Below are 24,039 nucleotides of genomic sequence, written 5' to 3'. Positions count from 1 at the left end.
CCGTGATCGAGGGGCCGTGATCGAAGGGCCGTGATCGTCGGCCCGGGGCCGCCGGGCCAGGACCGAGCCGCAAGGCCATGACCGAGAGGACACCGATGTCCGTCGCCTCCGCGCCAGGGCGCGCCTGGCTGTCCGAGCAGGACTGCGACCTGGACGCCTTCCGCGCCCTGATCGACCGGACGACCCGCCTCGCGGACTACCCGCACGCCGCCTCGGTGGCGGAGAACGTCCTGGTGTACGAGGGTGAGCGGCTGCGCGCCACCGAGGACCGGGACGAGCTGCGCGCCGAGCTGGTGCGGGCGCTCGCCGACGGCCCCGGCATCGTCGTCGTCCAGGGTGCCTACCCCGACCCGGCGGTCGTCGACCGGGTCACGGCCGTGTTCGAGGCGCTGATCGCCGAGCAGCGGGCCTCCGGGGCCACCGCCGGCGACCACTTCGCGCAGCCGGGTGCCAACGACCGCGTGTGGAACGCGCTGGAGAAGACGGCCCTGGACGACCCTCAGGCGTTCGCCGACTACTACGCGAACGACGTCCTGGCCCTGGTCTGCTCGGCCTGGCTGGGGCCCGGCTACCAGGTGACCTCGCAGGTCAACGTGGTCAACCCGGGCGGTGCGGGGCAGACCGCGCACCGGGACTACCACCTCGGCTTCCTGAGCAACGCGGCCGCGGCCGCCTATCCGGCCCATGTGCACCGGCTCTCCCCGGTGCTCACCCTCCAGGGCGCGGTCGCCCACTGCGACATGCCGGTGGAATCGGGCCCGACGCTCTATCTGCCGTACTCGCAGCGGTACGAGCCGGGCTATCTGGCCTGGCGGCTCCCCGCGTTCCGGGCGCACTTCGAGGCGCACCACGTACAGCTCCCGCTCGCCAAGGGCGACGCGGCCTTCTTCAACCCGGCGCTCTTCCACGCCGCCGGCACCAATCGCACGGCGGACGTGCGGCGCACGGCCAATCTGCTCCAGGTGTCCTCGGCCTTCGGGCGCGCGATGGAGACGGTGGACCGGGAGGCGGTGGCGAACGCGGTGTTCCCGGTGCTGCTGCGGCGGGCGGCCGAGGGTGCCGGCGAGGCGTGGCTGGAGAACGTGATCGCGGCGAGCGCCGAGGGCTATCCCTTCCCGACCAACCTGGACAGCGACCCGCCGGTCGACGGTCTGGCCCCGCCGGCGCAGGCGGACCTGCTGCGGCGGGCGGTGCGCGAGGGGTGGGCCCCGGAGCGGCTGCGTGCGGAGCTGCGGAGTGCTGCCGAACGGCGAGAGAGCTGAGGAAGGGCGGGGCAGATCATGGGACTTCCCGACGGACTCCTCCGGGAGAGGATCGTCCTGGTCAACGGCGGCAGCCAGGGGGTCGGTGCCGCGATCGCGCGGGCGGCCGCCCGGGAGGGCGCCGTCGTGGCGGTCACCGGCCGCCGTGCGCAGCCGGGCGAGGCGCTGGTCGCCGAGCTGGCCTCGGCCGGGGCCAAGGCGATGTTCGTGCGCGCCGATCTGGCGGACGCCGAGCAGGCCAAGGCGGCCGTCGCCGAGGTGGTGGACGCCTACGGCCGCATCGACTGCCTGGTGAACTCCGCCGGGCTGACCTCCCGGGGCACGCTGCTGGACACGACCCCGGAGCTGTTCGACGCGCACATCGCGATCAACCTCAAGGGGCCGTTCTTCGCGATGCAGGCGGCGGTCGCCGACATGGTGGCCCGCAAGGCGCCCGGCACGATCGTCAACATCATCACCTCGTCGGCGCACGGCGGTCAGCCGTTCCTCGCGCCGTACGTCGCCGCCAAGGCGGGCCTTGCCGGTCTGACCCGCAACGCGGCGCACGCCCACCGCTGGGACCGGATCCGGATCAACGGCCTGAACATCGGCTGGACGGCGACGGAGGGCGAGGACGCCACCCAGCGCGCCTTCCACGACGCCGGCGACGACTGGCGCGAGCAGGCCGCGGCGAAGCTGCCGATGGGCAAGCTGGGCCAACCGGAGGAGATCGCCGACTTCGTGGTCTTCCTGCTGTCCGACCGGTCGGGGGTGGTGACGGGGTCGGTGATCGACTGGGACCAGAACGTCCTCGGCGGTCTCGACTGAACCTCCCCCTCCGCCCGTCTCGACCTTCCTCTCCGCTCGTCCCCGTAAGAACCGCAAGGAGCGTCATCCCCATGCGCATCGGAATCCTCGGCCTCGGCCGCATCGGCGCCTTCCACGCCGAGACCCTGTCCGGACTCGACGCCGTCGAGTCGCTCGTCGTCACCGACCCGTTCGCGGACGCCGCCAAGGCCGCCGCCGAGCGGTTCGACGCCGAGGTCGTGGACTCGCCGGAGGCGCTGCTGGCCGCGGGCGTGGACGGCATCGTGGTGGCCGCCGCGACCGACGCCCACCCCGCCCTGATCCTGGCCGGCGTCGAGGCCGGGGTCCCGGTCTTCTGCGAAAAGCCCGTCGCGAAGACGATGAGGGAGGGCGTCGAGGTGCTGAAGGCCGTGCGCGACAGCGACGTGCCGATCCAGATCGGCTACAACCGCCGCTTCGACGCGGGCTTCACCGCCGCGCGCGCCGCCGTACAGGCGGGCGAGCTGGGCAAGCTGCACACGGTCCGCTCCACGACCCTGGACCCGGCGCCGCCGCCGGCCGCGTACATCGCCGCGTCGGGTGGCATCTTCCGGGACTGTTCCGTACACGACTTCGACATCATCCGCTGGGTGACGGGCCGCGAGGTCACCGAGGTGTACGCGGTCGGCGGCAACGGGGGCGCCGACTACATCGCGGCGGCGGGCGACGCCGACACCACCGGCGCGATCCTCACCCTGGACGACGGCACCATCGCGGTGGTCTCCAACTCCCGCCACAACGCCCGGGGTTACGACGTGCGCATGGAGCTCCACGGCTTCGCCGACTCCATCGCCGTCGGCCTGGACGACAAGCTCCCGCTGCGCTCGGTCGAACCGGGCGTGACCTTCCCGTCCGGCACCCCGCACGACTTCTTCATGGACCGGTTCACCGACGCCTACCGCGCCGAACTCACCGCGTTCACCGAGGTCGTGGCCGGCACCCGCCCCTCCCCCTGCACCGTCGAGGACGCCCTGGAGGCGGGCTGGATCGCGGAGGCCTGCACCCTCTCGCTGCACGAGCACCGGCCGGTGACCATCGCCGAGGTGCGGCAGGCGTGAGGCAACCGGACGGCGCCGGGCATGCGCCCGGCGCCGTATCCGTGTCTCAGCCGCAGTAGCGGATCAGCCACTCGTCCGGGTTGTAGGTGTCCCGCGCCGGGTCCGGCACCGTGGCCGGCTTGGTCTCGACCGTGTCCTCCGGGCGTATCCGCTCGGGCAGCGAGCCGAAGCGGGTGCGGCGGAGCACCGCCGCGTCGGTGGTGTCCTGCGCGGTCTCCCGGGCTTCACTGGCCTTCGTCATCTCGTCCTCCCGTCTGCGCGGGCATCCCCCGTCGTCCCGACAACGGCCGCGTGCCCCCGGTTGTTCCCGGCCGGATTCGGGCCGAATCCCTTGCCGTTACGCAGGAACCGGGCCCCCGACGGGAAGCCCGGTTCACAAGGTTGCGGCTCAGGCCCCGCAGGACCGCAGGAACCGCCGCGTCCGTACCGCGATCGGCAGGGGCTTGTCCGGCTCGCAGGGATACATGTCCTGCTCGACGATCGCGAACAGTTCCACCCCCAGCCCCTGCGCGGCCTCCAGCACAGGCCCCAACTCCGGCACGCCGGAAGGCGGTTCGCACATCACCCCACGCTGCACCGCCGGCCCGAACGGCACCCCGCCGGCGATCACCTCGGCGAGGACGTCCGGGTCGACCTGCTTGAGGTGGAGGTAGCCGATGCGCTCGCCGTAGGTCTCGATGAGCTTGACGCTGTCCCCGCCGCAGTAGGCGTAGTGCCCGGTGTCCAGGCAGAGGTTGACCAGCTCGGTGTCGGTGGAGTCCAGGAAGCGTTCGACGTGGTCCTCGGTGTCGATGTGGGTGTCGGCGTGCGGGTGGACCACGATGTCCAGGCCGTACGTCTCCTTGACCTCGTGGCCGAGCCGCTCCATGCCCTTGGTCAGGTGCGCCCACTGCTCGGCGGTCAGCTCCGGCGGCTCCAGGATCTCGGCGGTCTTGTCGTCCCGCCAGAAGGACGGGATGACCACCAGGTGCCGCGCGCCCATCGCCTGGGTGAGCGCGGCGACCTGGCTGACATGCTCCCAGGTCTCCGCCCAGACGGACGGGCCGCGGTGCATGCCGGTGAAGACCGTCCCCGCGGAGACCTTCAGGTTCCGCCGGGCCACCTCGTCCCTGAGCCGCGCGGGATCGGTGGGGAGGTAGCCGTAGGGGCCGAGTTCGATCCACTCGTAGCCGGCCTCGGACACCTCGTCCAGGAAGCGTTCCCAGGGCACCTGCCGTGGGTCGTCGGGGAACCAGACTCCCCAGGAATCGGGGGCCGAGCCGACCCGGATGCGGTCCAGCGGGGTGGGGGTGGCCATGGTCAGGGGGTTCCTTCCGCAGAGGGCGCGACGGGTGCGGTGAGGTCGTCCTCTTCGGGCAGTTCGTCGGTGTCGACGCCGCGTACCTGGGCCAGTTCGTGTTTGAGGGCGGCGAGTTCGGCACCGCCGGCCATGTGGTTGGTCAGCTCCTCCAGGCCGACCTCGGCCCGGGAGGCGGACAGCTCCAGGGTGCCCAGGCGCAGCACGCTGAAGTGGTCGCCGACCATGTAGGCGTGGTGGGGGTTGTGGGTGATGAAGATGACGCCCAGGCCGCGGTCGCGGGCGGCGGCGATGTACTTCAGCACCACGCCGGACTGCTTCACGCCCAGGGCGGCCGTGGGCTCGTCCAGGATCAGCACGCGGGCGCCGAAGTGGACGGCGCGGGCGATGGCCACGCACTGGCGCTGGCCGCCGGAGAGGGTGCCGATGGGCTGTTCCAGATCGTCCAGGACGATGCCCATGCGGCGCAGTTCCTCGTCCGCGGTCTTCTTCATCGCCGCGATGTCCAGCCGGCGCAGCGGCCACGGCCCGCGGGTCATCTCCGAGCCGAGGAAGAAGTTGCGCCACACCGGCATCAGCGGCACCGTGGCCAGGTCCTGGTAGACCGCCGCAATGCCGCGGTCGAGGGCCTCGCGCGGGCTGGCGAAGCGCACCGGGCGCCCGTCGACGAGGAACTCGCCCTCGGTGTGCTGGTGCAACCCGGAGACGATCTTGATGAGGGTGGACTTGCCGGCGCCGTTGTCGCCCAGCACGCACGTCACCCGGCCGGCGTGCACCTTCAGGTCCACGCCGTGCAGGGCGCGGATATTGCCGTAGGACTTGCCGGCCCTGCGCAGTTCGACCAGAGGGCCGTCCTCGGCGGGCGGTGCGTCCGCCACCACACTGCCGTGGGTCTTGTCGTCGGTCATCGCTTTCACCTCCGGGTCGCGGTGCGCTGGACCCACAGATTGATCAGGACGGCGCCGAGCAGCATCACGCCCAGGAAGGCCTTGAACCAGTCGGGGTTCCAGCCGGCGTAGACGATGCCCTGGTTGACCATGCCGAACATGAACGCCCCGAAGACCGGGCCGATCGCCGAACCCGCGCCGCCGGTGAGCAGACAGCCGCCGATCACCGCCGCCGCGATGTAGATCAGCTCCTGGCCCACGCCCTCGCCGGACTGCACGGTGTTGAAGGAGAACAGCTGGTGCATGCCGATGAACCAGGCGCCGAAGCCGACCAGCATGAACAGCGAGATCTTGGTGAAGGTCACCGGGACACCGACGGCCCGGGCGGAGTCCTTGTTGCCGCCGACCGCGAAGACCCAGTTGCCGTACTTCGTGCGCAGCAGCACCCAGGTGGCGATCGCGGCGAACACCAGCCACCACACCACCGTGATCTTCACCTGCACCCCGCCGACGTCGAACGACGACGCGAAGACCTTCCTGGCCTGGTCGAAGCCGTCCATGTCGCTGATGTCGTCGGTGGCCACGTTGCCGGTGACCAGCTTGGTCACCGCCAGGTTCACGCCCTGCAGGATCAGGAAGGTGCCCAGCGTGATCAGGAAGCTGGGCAGACCGGTCCTGACCACCATCCAGCCGTTGAAGAACCCGATCGCGAGCGAGACGACCAGGGCGACGATGACGCCGGTCCACACGTTCAGGGTCAGCTGGTAGCTGAGCATGCTCGCGGTCAGCGCGGAGGTGATCACGGCGACGCCGGCGGAGAGGTCGAACTCGCCGCCGATCATCAGCAGGGCGACCGGCAGGGCCATGATCCCGATGGTCGAGGACTGGTACAGGATCGTCGCCATCGAGCTGCCCTGGCGGACCGTGGGCGCGACGATCAGGAAGAAGACCAGTACGGCGGCGGCGCCTAGGAAGACGCCCACCTCGGGGCGGGCCAGCAGCCGCAGCGCCAGCGGGCGGCGCGCGGTGCGGCCGTCGCTCTGCCCGGGACCGGACGCCGGCGGCCTGCCGAGGGCCGGTTCAGCCTGCTGGGCCATGCTCATCACCGGGTCCCCTTCGCGGCGAACTCGGCGACCTTGTCGACGTTGGACTTGTCGACGAAGGCCGGTCCGGTCAGGACCGGCTGGACCCCGCCGCCGCTGTAGTTGCCGTTGTTCTTGTAGAGCCACAGCGCGTCGACCGCCAGGTAGCCCTGCAGATAGGGCTGCTGGTCGACGGCGAACTCGATCGAGCCGTTCTGGACGGCCTTCACCAGGTCTTTGTTCAGGTCGAAGGTGGCCACCTTGGCCTTGCTGCCCGCGTCGCCCACCGACTGCACCGCCGTGAGGGCGAAGGGGGCGCCGAGGGTGACGACCGTGTCGATGGAGCTGTCCTGCTTGAGCTTGGCGGTGATGGTCGACTTCACCGACGGCATGTCGGTGCCGTTCACGTACAGCGTCTCAGTGGTGCCCTTGAACGTCTTCTTCACCCCGTCGCAGCGCTGGGTGAGGCCCACGTTGCCCTGCTCCTGGATCACACAGACGACCTTCTTGGCGCCGGTGGTGTTCAGCTTGTCGCCGAACGCCTCGCCCGCCACGCTCTCGTCCTGCCCGAAGAACTCCAGCAGCCCGAGCTTCCTCCAGTCGCTCAGACCCGAGTTCAGACCCACCACGGGTATGCCGGACTGCTCCGCCTTGCCGATGACGCTCTTCATCGCGTCCGGCTTGGCCAGGGTGACCGCGATGCCGTCGACCTTCTGGTCGATCGCGTTCTGCACCAGGTTCGCCTGGTTGCCGGCGTTGGGGTCGGCGGAGTAGACGAGCTTGACGTTGTCCTTGGCGGCCGCGGCCTCGGCGCCCTTGCGTACGGTGTCCCAGAAGGTGTCGCCGGGCGCCTGGTGCGTGACCAGTGCGACGGTCATGCGCGGGGTGTTGGCCTTGCCCGCCGAGGCGTTCTGCGCCGCCTCCTCGGCCTTCTTGCCGCCGTGGCTGCTGGCGCAGCCGGCGAGGGTCAGGGCCGCCGCGGCGGCGACCGCCACGACCGGGGCCAGTCTCCGGGAGCGGGAGGGGGAAGATCGGTCCATCTTTCCTGCACCTCACTGTGCGTGCGACGGGGGAAGGGACGCTGTTGCGTTGGGACGCGATCCAAGTCCCTGGGACGCCTGCTGTCAATACTTTGTTAAGACATCATTTCACAAGCAGGTTCGAATGTAAGTACAAACCATTGACACTCGCGGCTTCCGGGACCTACACCTGAGAGGCATGAGCCCAGTACACCGCACCCCGCAGCGAACGGCACCGGGCGATCGCGCGGTCGACGCCCTCAGCTTCGCCCTGGACCGCACGAGCCCGGTGCCGCTGTACTACCAGCTCGCCCAGCAGTTGGAGGCGGCCATCGAACACGGCACGCTGGTCCCGGGCAACCTCCTGGGCAACGAGGTCGACCTGTCCGTGCGCCTCGGGCTGTCCCGGCCCACCGTGCGCCAAGCGATCCAGTCCCTGGTCGACAAGGGACTGCTGGTGCGCCGCCGCGGAGTTGGCACTCAGGTCGTGCACAGCAAGGTCAGACGGCCACTGGAGCTCAGCAGCCTCTACGACGACCTGGAGTCGGCCGGCCAGGGCCCGACCACCCGGGTACTGCGCAACGAACGGGTCCCGGCGAGCGCGGAGGTGGCCGCCGCCCTCGGGATCGCGGAGGGCGCCGAGGTCACCGTACTGGAGCGGCTGCGCAGCACCCACGGCCAACCGGTGGCGTTCCTGTGCAACTTCCTGCCCGCCTCACTCCTCGAACTCCCCACGCAGCGACTGGAGTCGACGGGTCTGTACCGGATGATGCGATCCGCCGGAATAGTCCTGCACAGCGCCCGCCAGTCCATCGGCGCCCGCAGCGCGACGGCCGAGGAGGGCGCCCTGCTGGACGAGAAGGAGGGTGCGGCCCTGCTCACCATGCGGCGCACCGCGTACGACGTCACGGGCCGCCCGGTGGAGTACGGCAGCCATGTGTACCGGGCGTCGCGGTACGCCTTCGACTTCCAACTGCTGGTCCGCGGCTGAAGCGCTGGTCAGCACCCGAAGCGGAACCACTCGTGTTCACACAGCCCCCACGGCCGCCCGTGCCGTGGGGGCTGTCGGCTCTACGCCCCGGTGAACACGCAGGTAACGATGACGATTACGTTTCGGGCAAGAGACAGCCCAGGAGGGGCCGACCTATTGACTCATGAGCGGACATGGGGCTGTTATTACGCCCACGATGTTCGGTCGAGTTGGTTTCTGATCGGTTTCGAAGACCTTTCGGCGATCAACTCATCCCCTTGACCGAGCCCTGTATTCCTCAGGAGCCGCCATGCGCCTCTCCCCCGGTCTCTCCGTCCCGGGTCCCAGCCGTCGTTCGGTTCTGCGCGGTGCCGGCAGTGCCGCCGTGCTCGCCGGTGCCGGCATACCCCTGCTGTCCGCCTGCGGAGGCAGTAGCTCCGCCTCGGACCCGAAGACCGTCACCCTCGGCTCCAACGCCTCGGACGCCGTGCCGAAGAAGGCCTTCGAAGCCGTCTACGCCGACTTCAAGAAGCAGTCCGGCATCACGGTCGATGTGAACACCAAGGACCACAACACCTTCCAGGAGCAGATCAACTCGTATCTGCAGGGCACGCCGGACGACGTGTTCAACTGGTTCGCCGGGTACCGCATGCAGTTCTTCGCGGCGAAGGGTCTGGCCTCGCCGATCGACGACGTGTGGGCCAAGATCGGGGACAACTTCCCGGACGCGATGAAGAAGCTCAGCAAGGGCGAGGACGGCAAGTACTACTTCGTGCCGCTGACGACGTACCCCTGGGCGATCTTCTACCGCAAGAGCGTCTTCCAGCAGCACGGCTACAAGGTCCCCGCCACCTGGGACGACCTCGTCGCCCTGTGCAAGCAGATGAAGAAGGACGGGCTGGTCCCGATCGCCTTCGGCGACAAGGACGCCTGGCCGGCGATGGGCACCTTCGACCAGATCAACTTCCGCCTCAACGGCTACGACTTCCACGTCCAGCTGATGGCGGGCAAGGCCTCCTGGACCGACGCCAAGGTGAAGGCCGTCTTCGACCACTGGAGCGAGATTCTCCCCTACCACCAGGACGGCTTCATGGGCCGTACCTGGCAGGACGCCGCGCAGTCGCTGGTGTCCAAGAGGGCCGGCATGTACCTCCTCGGCTCCTTCGTGGCCCAGCAGTTCACCAACAAGGCCGACCTGGACGACCTCGACTTCTTCCCCTTCCCGGTCATCAACTCCGCGTACGGCCAGGACACCGTCGAGGCGCCGACCGACGGCTTCATGGTGAGCAAGTCCCCGAAGAACCACGACGGCGTCGTGAAGCTGCTGGAGTACCTGGGCACCCCGGCGGCCGAGGAGACGTACCTCAAGACCGACCCGAGCGTGGTGGCCGCCTCCAGCAAGGCGAGCACCTCCGCCTACTCGGCGCTGCAGAAGAAGGCGTTCGACATGATCAGCAACGCCAAGACGCTCACCCAGTTCATGGACCGCGACTCCCGGCCCGACTTCACCTCCACGGTGATGCAGCCCGGCCTGCAGAAGTTCCTGCAGAACCCCAAGGGCGTGGACAGCCTGCTGTCGTCCATCGAGCGCCAGAAGAAGACGATCTTCGCGTCCCAGTGAGCGGCCCGATGACGACCGATACGACCACGAAGAGCCCGGAGGCGGCCGCCGTGCCGCCTTCGGGCGCCTCGCCCGCGCGTACGCGGGCCACGCACGGCCACCGCCGTCTGCTGACCCGCCGTGACCGGTTCACGCTCGCCCTGATGGCGGGCGTGCCGACGATCCTGCACGTGCTCCTGGTGTGGGTCACGGCCATCGCCTCGATCTTCCTCGCCTTCACCACCTGGGACGGCATCGGGTTCGACTCGATCAAGTGGGTGGGCCTGGACAACTTCAAGCAACTCTTCAACGACAACCCGCAGTTCTGGCCCGCCGTCCAGCACAACATCATCTGGTTCGTCGTCCTGATCCTGATCCCGACGCCGTTCGGCCTGTTCCTGGCCGTGCAGCTGGACAAGCGGATCCGTTTCAGCCGGGTCTACCAGACCGCGTTCTTCCTGCCGGTCGTCATCTCGATGGCCTGCATCGGCTTCGTCTGGCAGCTGGTCTACAACCCGGACACCGGCCTGATCAACAGCATCATCGGGGCCAACAAGCCCGGCCACTACATCGACTGGATCGGCGACCCGCACCTGAACCTGTGGGCGGTCCTCATCGCCGCCTCCTGGCGGCACACCGGCTACATGATGATCCTGTACCTGGCCGGCCTGAAGAGCGTCGACCCGTCGCTCAGGGAGGCCTCCGCGCTGGACGGCGCCAACGAGTGGCAGACGTTCAAGAGCGTCATCTTCCCGACCCTGCGCCCGACCAACACCGTCGTGCTGGTCGTCACGATCATCGAGGCACTGCGCGCCTTCGACCTGGTCTTCGTCTTCAACAAGGGCGCCCAGGGCACCGAGTTGCTGTCGATCCTGGTCACCAACAACATCATCGGCGAGTCCAGCCGCATCGGATACGGCTCCGCCATCGCCGTCGTCCTGCTGGTGATCTCCCTTGCGGTGATCATCCCGTATCTGATCGCCACCTTCCGGAAGGAGCGGCGCGCATGAGCAGCACCACTCTGCCGCTGAAGCGGCGCGCCCCGATCCGCCCGGCCCGGGTCCTGCTGCACGTCTTCCTCGCCGGCACGGCGCTGGCATGGCTGGCGCCGCTGCTGTGGGCGATCTTCTCGGCCATGCGGCCGTACAGCGAGACCAGCGCCAAGGGCTATGTCTCCTGGCCGGACAAGCTGACGTTCGAGAACTTCACGAACGCCTTCCAGCAGTCGGACATGCTGCACTACTTCGGCAACACGCTGGTCATCGCGATCCCGGCCGTGCTGCTGACACTGTTCCTGTCCTCTTGCGTGGCGTTCTACGTCGCCCGGTTCGACTTCCGGCTCAATCTGGCCCTGCTGCTGGTGTTCACGGCCGGCAACCTGCTCCCGCAGCAGGTCATCATCACCCCGCTGTACCGGCTGTACCTGCTGACGAACCTGCCGGGCATCACGGCCAGCGGCAAGCTGTACGACTCCGCCCTCGGCCTGGTCCTCATCCATGTGGCGTTCCAGTCCGGGTTCTGCGCGTTCGTGCTGAGCAACTACATGCGCTCGCTGCCGCACGAGCTGACGGAGGCCGCGCTGGTCGACGGCGCCTCGGTGTGGCGGCTGTACTGGCAGATCACCCTGCCGCTGTGCAAGCCGGCGATGGCGGCCCTGGCGACCCTGTTGTCGATCTGGATCTACAACGACTTCTTCTGGGCGCTGGTGCTGATCTCGACGGGCCAGAACATGCCGATCACCTCGGCCCTGAACAACCTCTCGGGCCAGTACTTCACCGACCCCAACCTGGTGGCCGCGGGCTCCCTGCTGACAGCGATCCCGACCCTGGTCGTGTACTTCGCGCTCCAGCGTCAGTTCGTCAGCGGCCTGACCCTGGGCTCCAACAAGGGCTGAGACGCCCGCACGTGAAAGAGAACGACGTGAAGCGCACCCTGTCCGTCCCCGGCCTCGCCTACGGCGGCGACTACAACCCCGAGCAGTGGCCCGAGGAGGTGTGGGCCGAGGACATGCGCCTGATGCGCGAGGCCGGGGTGAACCTGGTCAGCGTCGGCATCTTCTCCTGGGCGCTGCTGGAGCCGGCCGAGGGCGTGTACGACTTCTCGCGTCTGGACAAGGTCCTCGACCTGCTGCACGAGAACGGCATCGGCGCCGACCTGGCCACGCCCACGGCGGCGCCTCCGGCGTGGTTCTTCCGCGCCCACCCGGAGGCGCTGCCGGTCGACCGCGACGGCCGCGCCCTCTCCTACGGCAGCCGGCAGACCTTCTGCCCGTCCTCGCCCGCCTACCGCGAGGCCGCGCTGCGCATCGCGGGCGCGCTCGCCGAGCGGTACGCGGACCACCCCTCGTTGCGCATGTGGCACGTGCACAACGAGTACGGCTGCCACAACGCGGCCTGCTACTGCGACACCAGCGCGGCATCCTTCCGGCGCTGGCTGCGGGCCCGCTACGGCGACGACCTGGCGGCGCTCAACGACGCCTGGGGGACGCGGTTCTGGAGCCAGTGGTACTACGACTGGGAGGAGATCCTGCCGCCGCGCGCCACCGGCGCCGTACCCAACCCGACCCACCAGCTGGACTGGCGCCGGTTCTGCTCCGAGGAACTGCTGTCGCTGTGCACGGCGGAGCGGGACGTGCTGCGGGCGGCGGCACCGTCGATCCCGGCCACCACCAACTTCATGGTGATGTTCAACTTCGACGCGCTCGACTACTGGCGCTGGGCGCCGGAGCTCGACATCGTCTCCAACGACCACTACCTGATGTCCACGGACCCCGAGTCGCAGATCGACATCGCGCTCAGCGGCGACCTGACCCGCTCCCTGGCGGGCGGCCCGTGGCTGCTGATGGAGCACTCCACCGGCGCGGTGAACTGGCAGCCGGTCAACCGGGCGAAGAAACCGGGTGAGTTGCGCCGCAACGCCTTCGCGCACGTGGCACGCGGCGCGGACGGCATCGCGTACTTCCAGTGGCGGCAGTCGAAGGCGGGTGCGGAGCAGTGGCACTCGGCGATGGTGCCGCACGCCGGCACCGACAGCCGGATCTGGCGGGACGTGGTCCGGCTGGGCGCGGACCTGCGGGCGTTGGCGGAAGTGCGCGGCAGCACCTCGCCCGCCGAGGTGGCGATCGTCTGGGACTGGGACGCCCGCTGGGCGCTGGAACTGCCCTCGCAGCCCAGCGGCGAGCTGCGCTACGCGGACCTGGTCCGGGCCTGGTACGAGCCGCTGTGGCGGTCGGGCGTGGCGGCGGACTTCGTACGGCCGGGGGCCGACCTGTCCGCCTACCGCCTGGTGCTGGTCCCGAACCTCTACCTGGTCGACGACGAGGGAGCGGCGAACCTGTCGTCGTTCGCCGAGCGTGGCGGCACCCTCGCCGTGGGCTTCCACAGCGGGGCCGTGGACGAGAACAGCCATGTGCGGCTGGGCGGTTACCCGGGCGCGTTCCGCGAGGTGCTCGGCGTCCGCTCGGACGAACCGTTTCCGCTGCTGCCCGGTGAGCAGGTCGCGCTCTCCGGTGCGGTGCCGGACGGCGCCGCGGGCTCGCTGTGGTCGGAGCGGCTGCGGCTGGAGGGCGCCGAGGCGGTCGCGTCGTACGCGGACGGCCCCCTGGCCGGCGTCCCCGCGGTGACCCGCCGCCCGCACGGCACGGGCGCCGCCTGGTACCTGGCCACGCTCCCGGACCCGGCCACCCTGACCGCGCTGCTGGACCGCGTCCGGGTCGAGGCGGGCGTGGAGCCGGTGCGCACGGCCCCGCCCGGCGTGGAGGTGGTCCGCCGGCGCGGCCCGGAGGCGGACTACCTGTTCGTCATCGACCACGCCGGGCAGGGCGCCGAACTGCCCGTGGCTCCTGGCTCGTCGGAGCTGCTGACCGGCAAGGAGACCGCAGGCACGGTCACGGTCGCGCCGGGCGATGTGGCGGTCGTACGCGAACCGCGGTGACCTTCAGCGGGACTCCGCTTCCATGAGCAGGACCGCCAGGTGGTCGGCGAGGCGATGAGCCGATCGAGCCGCACCCCCTGGCGGGCCCTGCGAAATCCATCGGGGCAGCGGGCATCCGGAAACAATCGAGAGCCCTGTCTCGCTGATGCGAAACAGGGCTCTGACCTGCGACTACGAAGCAGGCTTCGTGTCGGGACGACAGGATTTGAACCTGCGACCCCTTGACCCCCAGTCAAGTGCGCTACCAAGCTGCGCCACGTCCCGATGCGCTCACTCGCGGTGACCCGCGTGATCGTGCGGACAGCACTTTACCCCACCTTCGGGGGTGGGCCGAAGAGGCCCCGGGGTGAGCCGGGGACAATCGGTTGTATGACGAACGCGGGCGCATCGGATGCCAGGGACCGGGACCCGGAGGGGCGGGCACGCAACGCGCGGCCCCGGGACGGGCTCGGCCGGCCGCTGCCCTACGGCACGGAGGGGGTCCCCCGGCAGCCGGAGGGTGTCGTCCGGCGGCCGCAGGAGACGGTCGCCGAGGCGCAGGCGCTGCTGGATGCCGGGAAGCCGTTCCATGCGCACGAGGTGTTCGAGGACGCCTGGAAGTCGGGGCCCGAGGAGGAGCGCGCGCTGTGGCGGGGGCTGGCCCAGCTGGCGGTGGGCCTCACGCACGCGGCGCGCGGGAACGCCGTCGGCGGGGCACGGCTGCTGCGGCGGGGCGCGGGGGCGCTCGGGGACTGGGAGACGGAGCGGGGCGAGGACCGGCCGTACGGCATCGATCTCGCCGGCCTCGCGCGGTGGGCGCGGGAGCTGGCGGGGCGGGTGGAGAGCGGGGACGGGGACGGGCCCGTGGACGCGGCGGACGAGGCGCCCCGGCTCCGGTCCTGACGCGGTGCACCCGCTGTCAGTGGCATGCGGCAGACTCGGGGCGTGCGAAAGATTCATGTCATCGGTATCGGCGCGGGCGACCCCGACCAGCTGACCCTGCAGGCGGTCAAGGCGCTGCGGAGCACGGACGTGTTCTTCCTGCTCGACAAGGGCGAGGTGAAGGGCGATCTCACCCAGCTCCGCCGGGACATGCTGGACGCGCATCTGCCCGAGGGGTCGTACCGGGTGGTGGAGGCCCGTGATCCGGAGCGGGACCGGAAGGCGGGCGGGTCTGCGTACTCCCCGGCGGTGGAGGACTGGCGCAGCGCCCGCGCCAGTATCTACGAGCGGCTGATCGCCGAGGAGCTGGGCGAGGACGGCACCGGCGCCTTCCTGGTGTGGGGCGATCCGGCGCTGTACGACAGCACGCTCGGGATTCTGCAGGAGGTGCTGGAGCGTGGCGCGGTCGCGTTCGACTACGACGTCATACCCGGCATCAGCAGTGTCTCCGCCCTGGTCGCCCGGCACCGCAGGGGCCTGAACCGGGTGGCCCGCCCGGTGCAGATCACCACCGGGCGGCGGCTGGCCGAGGGGTTCCCGGAGGGCGTGGACGACGTGGTCGTGATGCTGGACGCGCACCAGGTCTTCCGGCAGTACGCCGAGGAGGACATCGACATCTACTGGGGCGCGTACATCGGCACCCCGGACGAGCTCCTCGTCGCCGGTCCGATCGCCGAGGCCGGTCCACGCATCGAGCGGGTGCGGGCGGAGGCGCGCGAGCGCAAGGGCTGGATCATGGACACGTATCTGCTGCGCAGAAACCCCGGCGATCAGTAGCTGCGCCGGCCCCCGGACGGGGACGCGGTCGTATGAGGCCGAAAACCGGGTGAGCCGGGCACTGGGTGCCGGTCATACTCGGGCCCATGTCCGGCTCTCCCGTCCGTTTCCGCGATCCGCGCAGTACGGAGTACGACTTCCTGGACTCGCTCCTGGTCCACTGCCCGCGCTGCGACCGCATCGCCCGCGTCCAGCGGCAGCCGGATCCCGGAGAGCGGCCGCTGTTCGCGCCCCGGCGACTGATCTGCCGGTCGTGCGGTCTGTCCCGGACCTGGACCGGCCGGGGCGTCGGACTGTGGGCCGGTTCGGGGGGACCCGCGATGGACCCGTACTTCGGTGTCCGTCTGTGGCTCCAGCGGGAAACCCGGCACGGCCGGCTGTGGGCCTACGACCTGCGGCACCTCGACCTGATCCGCCGCTACGCCGCCGCCGGTCTGCGCGAGCGCGCCCCCTGGTACGACACCGGGCAGAAGACGACCCTGGTCGCCCGGCTGCCGGTGTGGATCAAGTCCGCCAAGAACCGGGACGAAGTGCTGCGTACCGTCGACCGGCTCCGGAAGTCGGTCCTCACGCGGGGCTGAGGCCCAGCCGCTCCAGTACGCCCGCCACGTCGGGCACCGCCGTCACGCCCCGCGGGAGCGGAGGGCGCCTCACGACGACGACGGGCAGGGCGAGTCCCCGTGCCGCCGTCAGCTTCGCGGCGGTGGCCTCGCCGCCGCTGTCCTTGGTGACCAGCACCTCGATGCGGTGGGTGCGCAGCAGCCGCGTCTCGTCGGCGACGGTGAACGGGCCGCGCGCGAGGACCAGTTCGGTGTCCGGGGGCATGGGCGGCTCGGGCGGGTCGACGGACCGTACGACGAAGTGCAGATCCGTCAGGTGGGCGAACGCGGCCAGGCCCAGGCGTCCGGTGCTGAGGAAGACCCGGCGGCCGAGGCCGGGCAGCTCCGCGGCGGCGCCGGCCAGGGACGGGACGTCGTACCAGCGGTCGCCGGGGCCCGGCCGCCAGCCGGGGCGGCGCAGGACGACCAGGGGAACCTCCGTGGCCGCCGCCGCGTGGGCCGCGTTGGCCGTGATCGTCTCCGCGAAGGGGTGGGTGGCGTCGACCAGGGCGTCCACGTGGTGTGCGCGCAGCCAGTCGACCAGGCCCTCCGCACCGCCGAAGCCGCCGATCCGTACCTCGCCCGCCACCGCTCCCGGCCGCGCCACCCGGCCGGCCAGGGACGTGGTCACCCGGACGCCGGTTCGGGCGGCGAGGCCGGCGGCGAGGAGGCGGGCCTCGGTGGTGCCGCCGAGGATCAGGACGTGCGCGGGCATAGGGGTGAGCGTACGAGGTCGTACGGGACGGTCCGCGGTGCGGGTCGCTACCGTCGAGCCATGCAATCCGTGCAGTCCGTACGTGCCGTGCTGATCGACATCGACGGTGTCCTCACCGTCTCCTGGAAGCCGCTGCCGGGCGCGGTGGAGGCGCTGCGCGCGATCCGCGCGGCGGGGCTCGGCGTGGCTCTGGTGACCAACACGACGTCCCGGACCCGGGCGTCGATCGCCGGGACGCTGAGCGACGCCGGTTTCGAGGTGCGTGCCGAGGACGTCCTCACCGCGCCCTCCGTCACCGCCGCCCATCTGGCCGAGCACTTCCCGGGCGCCCGCTGCGCGCTGCTCAACAGCGGGGACATCGCGGAGGACCTCGGCGATGTCACCCTGGTGGACGACGATCCCGAGGTGGTCGTGTTCGGCGGTGCCGGGCCGGAGTTCGACTACGCGTCGCTCAACCGGGCGTTCGGGTTCCTCCAGCGGGGTGCGCGGCTGGTCGCCATGCACCGGAACCTGTACTGGCGGACCGACGCCGGGCTGCAGCTGGACTCCGGTGCCTTTCTGCTCGGGCTGGAGCAGGCGGCGCGCACAGAGGCGGAGGTGACCGGCAAGCCGTCCCGGGCGTTCTTCGAGGCGGCGCTGGCCCGGCTGGCGGTGGACGGCGGGCAGGCGCTGATGGTGGGCGACGACGTGGAGTCGGACGTGCTCGCGGCCCAACGGGCCGGGCTCACCGGGGTGCTGGTGCGCACCGGGAAGTTCCAGCAGGAGACCCTGGACGGCGCGAGCGGCACCCCGGACCACGTCCTGGACTCCTTCGCCGACCTCCCGGAGCTGCTGGGCCTCAGCCGGGACACCGGGAGCTAGCGCAGGAGCAGTTGCACTCCGCCCACGATCGTCGCCGCGATCACGAGTTGTTCGAAGAGTCGCTGGTTGATCCTGTTCACAGCCCACTTGCCGAACAACGCGCCGGGCACGACGAACACCGCGAGCGCCGCGTCGAGGAGCAGCGAACGGCCGTCGATCAGCCCCAGACCCGCGCTGAACGGCACCTTCGAGACGTTCACGATGAGGAAGAAGAACGCCGAGGTGCCGAGGAAGCCGAGCTTGCGGAAGCCCGCCGACAGCAGGTACATCGACATCACCGGCCCGCCCGCGTTGGCGACCATCGTGGTGAACCCGCCGAGCACGCCGTACGAGCGGGCTTTGGCGCGGCCGGCGCGCGAGGTGACCTCCTCCGGTGCCCGACCGGCGTCCGCCGTGCGCCGCCGCCACAGCGTCACGCCCGCCATCAGCAGCAGGATCGCGCCGATCGAGGTCCGTACGATCCCGTCGTCGGCCCACACCAGGAACAGCGTGCCGGCCACCACCCCGGCCGCGACGGCCGGGAACAGCCGCCACAGGGTGGGCCAGTGGGCGTGCCGCCGGTAGGTGAGGACGGCGAGCACGTCACCGGCGATCAGGACGGGCAGCAGGATCCCGGTGGAGGCGCGGGCGGGCAGGACCGCGGCGAAGATCGCGAGGCTGACCGTGTTGGCCCCGCTCACCGCGGTCTTGGAGAAGCCGACGAGCAGGGACGCGAAGGCGAGCGCCGCGAACCCCCAGCCGGATATGTGCCAGAGCGTCATCGTGTTCATGCGGGGACCGATGCTATGTCCGGACAAGCCTCCGGCGTAAGGACCGTCTCGCCAGGTGACCCCTGCCGCGGCCTGTTCCGCCCGCTATGACCGTTGCGCGTACTGCGCCCTCAGCTCCCGCTTGAGCACCTTCAGACTGGGCCCGAGCGGCATCGCGTCCGTGAACTCCACGCGCCGCGGGTACTTGTGCCGGCCCAGGTGCTCCTTCGACCACTCGGTGATCCCGGCGGCGTCGGGCGCGGTGCCCGGTGCGGGTACGACGACGGCGCAGACCTCCTCGCCGTGCAGCTCGTCGGGCAGGCCGATGACCGCCACCTGGGCGATGCCGGGATGGCGCATCAGCACCTCCTCGACCTCCCGCGGGTACACGTTGTAGCCGCCGCGGATGATGACGTCCTTCTTGCGGTCCACGATCCGCAGGAAGCCCTCGTCGTCCTTGGTGCCGAGGTCGCCGGTGCGGAACCAGCCGTCGACCAGGGCCTCGGCGGTGGCCTCGGGCCGGCCGAGGTAGCCGGAGAAGACATTGTGGCCGCGGATGACGACCTCGCCCAGCTCGCCCGGCGGCAGCAGCTCGATGCGGCCCTCCACCTCGGCGCGGGCGATCTCCGCGTCGACGCCCCACAGCGGGTGGCCGATGGTGCCGGCCTTCGTGCCGAACAGCGGCTGGTTGACGGTGGCCGTCGGCGAGGTCTCCGAGAGCCCGTAGCCCTCGTAGATCTTCGCCCCGAACGCCTCCTCGAACCGCTCCAGCACGGCGACCGGGAGGGAGGCCCCGCCGGAGACGCACACGCGCAGGGCGGGCAGTGCGTCGGCGTCCGGGGCCGCCGCCACGAGGGCGACGAACATGGTCGGCACGCCGTGGAAGGTGTTCACGCCCTCCTTCACCATCAGCTCGATGGCGCGGGCCGCGTCGAAGCGGGGCAGCAGCACGAGCGTGGCACCCGCCCGCCAGGTGGAGTTGAGCGACACCGTCTGGCCGAAGGCGTGGAACAGCGGCAGCGCGCCGAGGGCGATGTCGTCGGCGCGGATGTCGTTGGCGTCGAAGGCGTTGACGGTCGCGTTCATCACGAGGTTGAAGTGGCTGAGCACGGCGCCCTTCGGGACGCCGGTCGTGCCGCTCGTGTAGAAGATCACCGCCGGGTCGTCGGCGGCACGGGTGACGTACGACGGCAGGGGCTCGGCCTCGGCGGCGAGCTTGTCGAACTCCTCGCCGAGCACGGCCACCCGGACGCCGGTGGCCTCGGCGGCGGCCCGGCCGGTCTCCGCCTGGGCCGGGTGGACGAGCAGCAGCGTCGCCCCGCTGTCCGCCAGTACGTGCTCGACCTCGCCGGCCGACAGCAGCAGGTGCACGGGGACGACGACTCCGCCCGCCGCGGCGATCGCGTAGTAGGCGACCGGGAACTCGGCGGTGTTGGGGGCCATCAGGGCGACCCGGTCGCCGGGCCGGACACCGAGCCCGGTGAGCGCTCCCGCCCGGGCCAGCGCCTTCCGCCACACCTGGGCGAACGTGAGCCGCAGGTCCCCTTCGACGAGCGCGGTCTTGTCGGGGCGACGCCTGGCGTTCTCGGCGAGAACGGCGGCGACGGACAGGGTTGCCATGGAGTGCTGCTCCGTTTCCTTGCTGCGGCTCGACTGACCAGATCCCCCCGTCGGAAAAGCGCTAGTGCCTCTCGACCAGCACCGCGCTCCCCTGCCCGACGCCCACGCACATGGTCGCGAGGCCCCGCTCGGCGCCCGTGCGGCGCATCCGGTGCAGCAGCGTCGTCAGGATGCGGGCGCCCGAGCAGCCGAGGGGATGGCCGAGGGCGATGGCCCCGCCGGTGGGGTTGACCAGGTCGGGATCGATGCCCAGTTGGTCGACGCAGGCGAGGGCCTGGGCGGCGAACGCCTCGTTGAACTCGGCCTCCTGGACGTCGGCGACGTCCCAGCCGACCCGGGCCAGTGCCTTGCGGGTGGCGGGGACCGGGCCGATGCCCATCACATCGGGGTGGACGCCGGCGGAGGCGCCCGCGACATAGCGGCCCAGGGACTCGAGGCCCAGCTCGTTCAGGGCCTCCTCGCTGACCAGGAGCAGCCCGGCCGCGCCGTCGTTCATCGGCGAGGCGTTGCCCGCGGTGACCGTACCGCCCTGCCGGAAGACCGGCTTGAGGCGGGACAGCTTCTCCAGCGAGGTGTCCTCGCGGACGCACTCGTCCTGCTCGACCACGATGCCGTCCGGCCGCTGAACGGGCAGGAGTTCGTCGTCGAAGTGCCCGTTCTTGCGTGCGGCGGCGGCGAGTTGGTGGCTGCGCAGGGCGAACTCGTCCTGGCGCGCGCGGGAGACGCCGTACCGCTCGGCGACCTCCTCGGCGGTCTCGCCCATGGACAGCAGGCCGTGCAGGTCCTTCATCGCGGGGTTGACCAGGCGCCAGCCGAGGCGGGTGTCGTGGGTCTCGATGCGCTGCGGCAGGGCCTCGTCGGGGCGGGGCAGCACGAACGGGGCGCGGCTCATGGACTCGGAGCCGCCCGCGATCACGATGTCGGCCTCGCCGGCGGCGATGGTGCGGGCGGCGGCGGTGACGGCTTCGAGGCCGGAGGCGCACAGCCGGTTGACGGTGGCGCCGGGCACGGTCTCGGGCAGCCCGGCGAGCAGGGCGGCCATGCGGGCCACGTTGCGGTTGTCCTCGCCGGCCTGGTTGGCCGCGCCCCAGTAGACGTCGTCGATCCGGGCCGGGTCGAGGGCGGGCACGTCGGCCACCAGGTGGCGGATCACGGTCGCCGCCAGGTCGTCGGGCCGGACGGAGGAGAGGGCTCCACGCAGCTTGCCGATGGGGGTGCGGCGGGCGGCCGCGAAGTGGACGGGACGCACGGCTTCGACTCCTGACCTACGACCGATCGACGGCACTGTCGATCAGCGGACCACACGGGAACACTTAATTAGCACTGCTAGTTTTTGACTATAGACCGCCGACCGGCCCCCTGGGAAGATCCTCCCGGAGCTTCACCGACGCATCCGGAGGAGACATGCGCCACGTCCGCGAACACACCCTCGACGGCACCCACGGCGAGGTCGCCGTACGCGAGTGGCCGCACCCGGCACCGCGGTACCTGGCCCTGGTGGTGCACGGTTACGGCGAGCACGCGGGCCGGTACGACGAGCTGGCCGCCGTACTGACCGGGCACGGGGCGGCCGTGTACGGGCCCGATCACATGGGCCACGGCAGGTCGGCCGGGGAGCGGGTGCTGATCGAGGACTTCGAGGACGTGGTCACCGACGTACACGCGGTGGCGGACCTCGCCCGGGCCGCGCACCCCGGTCCGCCGCTCGTCCTGGTCGGCCACTCCATGGGCGGACTGATCGCGGCCCGCTACGCCCAGCGGTACGGCGCCGAACTGAGCGCACTGATCCTGTCCGGGCCGGTGATCGGCGCCTGGGAACTGCCCGGGCGGCTGCTGGCCCTGTCGGAGATCCCGGACACCCCGGTGAGCCCGGCCGCGCTCTCCCGGGACCCGGCCGTCGGCGCCGCCTACGCCGCCGATCCGCTGGTGTGGCACGGGCCGATGAAGCGGCCGACGGTGGAGGCGTTCGCGCGGACCCTGCGCACCGTCGACCTGGCCGGTGACATCGGCCCGCTGCCGCTGCTGTGGCTGCACGGGGACGACGACCGGCTCGTGCCGCTGCCCGGCAGCCGCGTCGGCGTGGAGCGGCTGGCCGGCTCCGGGCTGACCGAGCGGATCTTCGCCGGGGCGCGGCACGAGGTGTTCCACGAGACGGACAAGAAGGAGGTCTTCGCCGAGGTGACCCGCTTCCTGGACCGGTCGCTGCCCCGCTGATCAGGCCTGTTTTGCTCCGCCGAGCGCTGGGCACCCGCCCCTTCGGACAGGACCGTACACAGCCGACGAAAGGGGACGGACGCACCATGACGGTGATGAAGAGCACGCTGCCCGAGGAGGCACTCGGCGTCACCGGGACCGCCCTGCAGGAGACCCTCGTGGACCTGCTCGGACTGTCGCTGATCGGGAAGCAGGCGCACTGGAACATCGTGGGCCCGCGGTTCCGGTCGATCCACCTCCAGCTCGACGAGGTGGTGGCGACGGCCCGCGCCCACTCCGACACGGTCGCCGAACGCGCCGCCGCACTGGGGGTGCCCCCGGACGGCCGGCCCGAGACGGTCGCCGCGACCTTCGCGCTGCCCGGCACCAAGGACGGCTGGCTGCGCGACACCGAGGTCGTGGAGCTGATGGTGTCGGCGCTCGAAGCGGTCGTCGGCCGGCTCCGCGAACGGATCGCCGCCACGGAGAGGCCCGACCCGGTCACCCAGGACCTCCTGATCTCCGTCACCGCCGACCTGGAGAAGCAGCGCTGGATGTTCGAGGCCGAGAACCACCCGCGCGAGACCGCCTCCAGCTAGCACGACACCTCCCGCACGGAAGGGGAGACCCATGGCCGACTCCCTCGAAACCGAAGCACTGTGGCAGGACTTCCACCGCGTGGTGAACATGACCTCGGCGGAACTCGCGGCCTGGCTGCGGGTCCGGGACTCCGACGAGGACACCGAGCCGCTGCCCGACGAGGCGGGCACGGAGACCGGACAGCGTGTCCTCGCCATCCTCCAGAAGCGCCGCACCGACCTCACCGACGACGACATCCGCGTGATGCACAAGGTCGTCGACACCGTCGGAGACCTGGTCGACATGGCGGACGAACCGGAACCGGAGACGGCACCGGAGGACACCCGCCGCCGGCACCGGCTGATGACACTGGGACACGACCCGCTCAAGCCGTAGCCATGAACCGCGACGAGAAGGTCCTGCGCGAGCTGTTGTCCGCCCACGGGCAGACCTACGCCGAGGAGGCGGGCATCAAGTTGAAGGACGCCCCGCAGCCGCTCTACCGGCTGCTGGTGCTGGCCCTGCTGCTCAGCGCCCGGATCCGCGCCTCGGTCGCGGTGGCCGCCGCGCAGGCCCTGCACGAGGACCACCTGGACAGCCCGCGCCGCATGGCCGACGCGGACTGGCAGCAGCGGGTGGACGCGCTCGGCCGCGGCGGCTACCGGCGCTACGACGAGCGCACCGCCACCCAACTCGGCGACGGCGCCGAGCTGTTGCTGGAGCGCTGGTCCGGCGACCTGCGCCGACTGCACGAGGAGGCGCACGGCGACACCGGGGAACTCAGGCGGCTGCTCCAGGAGGAGCCGGGGGTCGGCCCGGCCGGCGCCGACATCTTCCTGCGCGAGGCCCAGCGCGTCTGGCCCGAAGTGGCGCCCTACCTGGACGACAAGGCGCTCTCCGGGGCACAGCGGCTCGGCCTGCCGAAGGACCCGGACAAGCTCACCGAGCTCGCCGGGAAGACCGAACCGGCCGTGCTGGCCGCCGCGTTGGTGCGGGCCGCACTCGACAAGGAGGTGGCCGAAGACTGTCTGCGCCGCGCATCATGATCGTGTCAGACTGCTGCTCGCACCTCGGCGGGAGTGAAGGAGCAGC

At 70.9% G+C, this 24,039-nt stretch carries 25 protein-coding genes and 1 tRNA gene; 16 read left to right on the top strand and 10 right to left on the bottom strand.

Translation table 11 applies throughout. The annotated features are described in order from the left end of the window. Nucleotides 1-95: 95 nt before the first annotated feature. The 3 genes from ACQPXS_RS39485 to ACQPXS_RS39475 all read left to right on the top strand — a co-directional run bounded on the left by ACQPXS_RS39485 (nt 96) and on the right by ACQPXS_RS39475 (nt 3,145). Nucleotides 96-1,262 (top strand): phytanoyl-CoA dioxygenase family protein, encoded by a 1,167-nt coding sequence (locus tag ACQPXS_RS39485; protein ID WP_433456166.1) that lies wholly within the window; start codon nt 96-98, stop codon nt 1,260-1,262. An 18-nt stretch (nt 1,263-1,280) separates the two neighbouring features. Further along, complete coding sequence (locus ACQPXS_RS39480; RefSeq protein ID WP_433454289.1) at nt 1,281-2,069, top strand: SDR family oxidoreductase; 789 nt, start codon at nt 1,281-1,283, stop codon at nt 2,067-2,069. 71 nt (nt 2,070-2,140) lie between these two features. Then, entirely contained in the window at nt 2,141-3,145 is a 1,005-nt protein-coding gene (locus ACQPXS_RS39475) for a Gfo/Idh/MocA family protein (RefSeq protein WP_433454288.1), read from the top strand. A gap of 46 nt (nt 3,146-3,191) precedes the next feature. On the opposite strand, the gene ACQPXS_RS39470 is transcribed toward ACQPXS_RS39475, so the two are convergent. The 5 genes from ACQPXS_RS39470 to ACQPXS_RS39450 all read right to left on the bottom strand — a co-directional run bounded on the left by ACQPXS_RS39470 (nt 3,192) and on the right by ACQPXS_RS39450 (nt 7,451). Then, nucleotides 3,192-3,386, bottom strand: a complete 195-nt coding sequence (locus ACQPXS_RS39470) for a hypothetical protein (RefSeq protein WP_351808067.1) — start codon at nt 3,384-3,386, stop codon at nt 3,192-3,194. A gap of 147 nt (nt 3,387-3,533) precedes the next feature. Further along, nucleotides 3,534-4,442: a sugar phosphate isomerase/epimerase family protein gene (locus ACQPXS_RS39465; RefSeq protein WP_433454286.1), complete on the bottom strand. Its 909-nt coding sequence runs from the start codon at nt 4,440-4,442 to the stop codon at nt 3,534-3,536. 2 nt (nt 4,443-4,444) lie between these two features. Next, entirely contained in the window at nt 4,445-5,350 is a 906-nt protein-coding gene (locus ACQPXS_RS39460; RefSeq protein ID WP_433454284.1) for an ATP-binding cassette domain-containing protein, read from the bottom strand. 5 nt (nt 5,351-5,355) lie between these two features. After that, nucleotides 5,356-6,432 (bottom strand): ABC transporter permease, encoded by a 1,077-nt coding sequence (locus ACQPXS_RS39455; protein WP_365322720.1) that lies wholly within the window; start codon nt 6,430-6,432, stop codon nt 5,356-5,358. After that, entirely contained in the window at nt 6,432-7,451 is a 1,020-nt protein-coding gene (locus ACQPXS_RS39450) for a sugar ABC transporter substrate-binding protein (protein WP_356311236.1), read from the bottom strand. Before ACQPXS_RS39450 ends, ACQPXS_RS39455 begins: the two co-directional genes overlap by 1 nt. Nucleotides 7,452-7,629: 178 nt before the next feature. On the opposite strand from ACQPXS_RS39450, the gene ACQPXS_RS39445 reads away from it, so the two are divergent. From ACQPXS_RS39445 to ACQPXS_RS39425, 5 genes are all read left to right on the top strand, one after another. After that, nucleotides 7,630-8,421, top strand: coding sequence for a GntR family transcriptional regulator (locus ACQPXS_RS39445; RefSeq protein ID WP_433454282.1), 792 nt, complete (start codon nt 7,630-7,632; stop codon nt 8,419-8,421). A gap of 289 nt (nt 8,422-8,710) precedes the next feature. Continuing rightward, nucleotides 8,711-10,021: an ABC transporter substrate-binding protein gene (locus ACQPXS_RS39440; protein WP_390684630.1), complete on the top strand. Its 1,311-nt coding sequence runs from the start codon at nt 8,711-8,713 to the stop codon at nt 10,019-10,021. Nucleotides 10,022-10,029: 8 nt separating this feature from the next. Continuing rightward, nucleotides 10,030-11,010 carry a carbohydrate ABC transporter permease gene (locus tag ACQPXS_RS39435; RefSeq protein WP_399180684.1) on the top strand — a complete coding sequence of 327 codons (981 nt, stop codon included), beginning with the start codon at nt 10,030-10,032 and terminating at the stop codon, nt 11,008-11,010. Further along, the gene (locus ACQPXS_RS39430) at nt 11,007-11,894 is read left to right on the top strand and encodes a carbohydrate ABC transporter permease (RefSeq protein ID WP_351808060.1); all 888 of its coding nucleotides are present in this window, start codon (nt 11,007-11,009) and stop codon (nt 11,892-11,894) included. Before ACQPXS_RS39435 ends, ACQPXS_RS39430 begins: the two co-directional genes overlap by 4 nt. 26 nt (nt 11,895-11,920) lie before the next feature. Continuing rightward, nucleotides 11,921-13,933: a beta-galactosidase gene (locus ACQPXS_RS39425; protein WP_433454280.1), complete on the top strand. Its 2,013-nt coding sequence runs from the start codon at nt 11,921-11,923 to the stop codon at nt 13,931-13,933. A gap of 190 nt (nt 13,934-14,123) precedes the next feature. On the opposite strand, the gene ACQPXS_RS39420 is transcribed toward ACQPXS_RS39425, so the two are convergent. Next, nucleotides 14,124-14,197 (bottom strand) — tRNA-Pro (locus ACQPXS_RS39420). Between the two features lie 105 nt (nt 14,198-14,302). On the opposite strand from ACQPXS_RS39420, the gene ACQPXS_RS39415 reads away from it, so the two are divergent. The 3 genes from ACQPXS_RS39415 to ACQPXS_RS39405 all read left to right on the top strand — a co-directional run bounded on the left by ACQPXS_RS39415 (nt 14,303) and on the right by ACQPXS_RS39405 (nt 16,212). Next, nucleotides 14,303-14,815, top strand: a complete 513-nt coding sequence (locus ACQPXS_RS39415) for a DUF309 domain-containing protein (RefSeq protein WP_433454278.1) — start codon at nt 14,303-14,305, stop codon at nt 14,813-14,815. A 42-nt stretch (nt 14,816-14,857) separates the two neighbouring features. Further along, on the top strand, nt 14,858-15,631 hold the full coding sequence (gene cobF / locus ACQPXS_RS39410) for a precorrin-6A synthase (deacetylating) (RefSeq protein ID WP_433454276.1): 774 nt from the start codon (nt 14,858-14,860) through the stop codon (nt 15,629-15,631). A gap of 86 nt (nt 15,632-15,717) precedes the next feature. After that, on the top strand, nt 15,718-16,212 hold the full coding sequence (locus ACQPXS_RS39405) for a hypothetical protein (protein ID WP_433454275.1): 495 nt from the start codon (nt 15,718-15,720) through the stop codon (nt 16,210-16,212). On the opposite strand, the gene ACQPXS_RS39400 is transcribed toward ACQPXS_RS39405, so the two are convergent. Beyond that, nucleotides 16,199-16,945 carry a cobalt-precorrin-6A reductase gene (locus tag ACQPXS_RS39400; protein WP_433454274.1) on the bottom strand — a complete coding sequence of 249 codons (747 nt, stop codon included), beginning with the start codon at nt 16,943-16,945 and terminating at the stop codon, nt 16,199-16,201. The genes ACQPXS_RS39405 and ACQPXS_RS39400 overlap by 14 nt on opposite strands. 69 nt (nt 16,946-17,014) lie before the next feature. Between ACQPXS_RS39400 and ACQPXS_RS39395 the strand changes: the two genes are divergently transcribed. Then, complete coding sequence (locus ACQPXS_RS39395) at nt 17,015-17,806, top strand: HAD-IIA family hydrolase (protein ID WP_433456165.1); 792 nt, start codon at nt 17,015-17,017, stop codon at nt 17,804-17,806. Here the strand turns inward: ACQPXS_RS39395 and ACQPXS_RS39390 are convergent. The 3 genes from ACQPXS_RS39390 to ACQPXS_RS39380 all read right to left on the bottom strand — a co-directional run bounded on the left by ACQPXS_RS39390 (nt 17,803) and on the right by ACQPXS_RS39380 (nt 21,424). Next, nucleotides 17,803-18,576: a sulfite exporter TauE/SafE family protein gene (locus ACQPXS_RS39390; protein WP_433454272.1), complete on the bottom strand. Its 774-nt coding sequence runs from the start codon at nt 18,574-18,576 to the stop codon at nt 17,803-17,805. The genes ACQPXS_RS39395 and ACQPXS_RS39390 overlap by 4 nt on opposite strands. 84 nt (nt 18,577-18,660) lie before the next feature. Continuing rightward, the gene (locus tag ACQPXS_RS39385) at nt 18,661-20,175 is read right to left on the bottom strand and encodes a long-chain-fatty-acid--CoA ligase (protein ID WP_433454270.1); all 1,515 of its coding nucleotides are present in this window, start codon (nt 20,173-20,175) and stop codon (nt 18,661-18,663) included. 61 nt (nt 20,176-20,236) lie between these two features. Then, nucleotides 20,237-21,424, bottom strand: a complete 1,188-nt coding sequence (locus ACQPXS_RS39380; protein ID WP_433454269.1) for a thiolase family protein — start codon at nt 21,422-21,424, stop codon at nt 20,237-20,239. Nucleotides 21,425-21,579: 155 nt separating this feature from the next. Between ACQPXS_RS39380 and ACQPXS_RS39375 the strand changes: the two genes are divergently transcribed. From ACQPXS_RS39375 to ACQPXS_RS39360, 4 genes are all read left to right on the top strand, one after another. After that, nucleotides 21,580-22,389, top strand: a complete 810-nt coding sequence (locus tag ACQPXS_RS39375; protein ID WP_433454268.1) for an alpha/beta hydrolase — start codon at nt 21,580-21,582, stop codon at nt 22,387-22,389. An 86-nt stretch (nt 22,390-22,475) separates the two neighbouring features. Next, entirely contained in the window at nt 22,476-22,967 is a 492-nt protein-coding gene (locus ACQPXS_RS39370) for a Dps family protein (RefSeq protein ID WP_351808051.1), read from the top strand. A 31-nt stretch (nt 22,968-22,998) separates the two neighbouring features. Further along, entirely contained in the window at nt 22,999-23,343 is a 345-nt protein-coding gene (locus ACQPXS_RS39365) for a DUF3140 domain-containing protein (protein WP_433454266.1), read from the top strand. 2 nt (nt 23,344-23,345) lie between these two features. Beyond that, complete coding sequence (locus tag ACQPXS_RS39360; protein WP_433454264.1) at nt 23,346-23,993, top strand: endonuclease; 648 nt, start codon at nt 23,346-23,348, stop codon at nt 23,991-23,993. Nucleotides 23,994-24,039 lie beyond the last annotated feature (46 nt).

The sequence above is a fragment of the Streptomyces sp. CA-142005 genome (genome assembly GCF_050942335.1).
In the GTDB taxonomy this organism is placed as follows: Bacteria; Actinomycetota; Actinomycetes; order Streptomycetales; family Streptomycetaceae; genus Streptomyces.
This window is presented reverse-complemented; position numbering and strand designations above follow the sequence as displayed.

Coding starts and splice junctions, on each gene's coding strand:
- ACQPXS_RS39485 (WP_433456166.1), top strand. CDS start 96: ATGTCCGTCGCCTCCGCGCCAGGGCGCGCCTGGCTGTCCGAGCAGGAC.
- ACQPXS_RS39480 (WP_433454289.1), top strand. CDS start 1,281: ATGGGACTTCCCGACGGACTCCTCCGGGAGAGGATCGTCCTGGTCAAC.
- ACQPXS_RS39475 (WP_433454288.1), top strand. CDS start 2,141: ATGCGCATCGGAATCCTCGGCCTCGGCCGCATCGGCGCCTTCCACGCC.
- ACQPXS_RS39470 (WP_351808067.1), bottom strand. CDS start 3,386: ATGACGAAGGCCAGTGAAGCCCGGGAGACCGCGCAGGACACCACCGAC.
- ACQPXS_RS39465 (WP_433454286.1), bottom strand. CDS start 4,442: ATGGCCACCCCCACCCCGCTGGACCGCATCCGGGTCGGCTCGGCCCCC.
- ACQPXS_RS39460 (WP_433454284.1), bottom strand. CDS start 5,350: ATGACCGACGACAAGACCCACGGCAGTGTGGTGGCGGACGCACCGCCC.
- ACQPXS_RS39455 (WP_365322720.1), bottom strand. CDS start 6,432: ATGAGCATGGCCCAGCAGGCTGAACCGGCCCTCGGCAGGCCGCCGGCG.
- ACQPXS_RS39450 (WP_356311236.1), bottom strand. CDS start 7,451: ATGGACCGATCTTCCCCCTCCCGCTCCCGGAGACTGGCCCCGGTCGTG.
- ACQPXS_RS39445 (WP_433454282.1), top strand. CDS start 7,630: ATGAGCCCAGTACACCGCACCCCGCAGCGAACGGCACCGGGCGATCGC.
- ACQPXS_RS39440 (WP_390684630.1), top strand. CDS start 8,711: ATGCGCCTCTCCCCCGGTCTCTCCGTCCCGGGTCCCAGCCGTCGTTCG.
- ACQPXS_RS39435 (WP_399180684.1), top strand. CDS start 10,030: ATGACGACCGATACGACCACGAAGAGCCCGGAGGCGGCCGCCGTGCCG.
- ACQPXS_RS39430 (WP_351808060.1), top strand. CDS start 11,007: ATGAGCAGCACCACTCTGCCGCTGAAGCGGCGCGCCCCGATCCGCCCG.
- ACQPXS_RS39415 (WP_433454278.1), top strand. CDS start 14,303: ATGACGAACGCGGGCGCATCGGATGCCAGGGACCGGGACCCGGAGGGG.
- ACQPXS_RS39405 (WP_433454275.1), top strand. CDS start 15,718: ATGTCCGGCTCTCCCGTCCGTTTCCGCGATCCGCGCAGTACGGAGTAC.
- ACQPXS_RS39400 (WP_433454274.1), bottom strand. CDS start 16,945: ATGCCCGCGCACGTCCTGATCCTCGGCGGCACCACCGAGGCCCGCCTC.
- ACQPXS_RS39390 (WP_433454272.1), bottom strand. CDS start 18,576: ATGAACACGATGACGCTCTGGCACATATCCGGCTGGGGGTTCGCGGCG.
- ACQPXS_RS39385 (WP_433454270.1), bottom strand. CDS start 20,175: ATGGCAACCCTGTCCGTCGCCGCCGTTCTCGCCGAGAACGCCAGGCGT.
- ACQPXS_RS39375 (WP_433454268.1), top strand. CDS start 21,580: ATGCGCCACGTCCGCGAACACACCCTCGACGGCACCCACGGCGAGGTC.
- ACQPXS_RS39370 (WP_351808051.1), top strand. CDS start 22,476: ATGACGGTGATGAAGAGCACGCTGCCCGAGGAGGCACTCGGCGTCACC.
- ACQPXS_RS39365 (WP_433454266.1), top strand. CDS start 22,999: ATGGCCGACTCCCTCGAAACCGAAGCACTGTGGCAGGACTTCCACCGC.
- ACQPXS_RS39360 (WP_433454264.1), top strand. CDS start 23,346: ATGAACCGCGACGAGAAGGTCCTGCGCGAGCTGTTGTCCGCCCACGGG.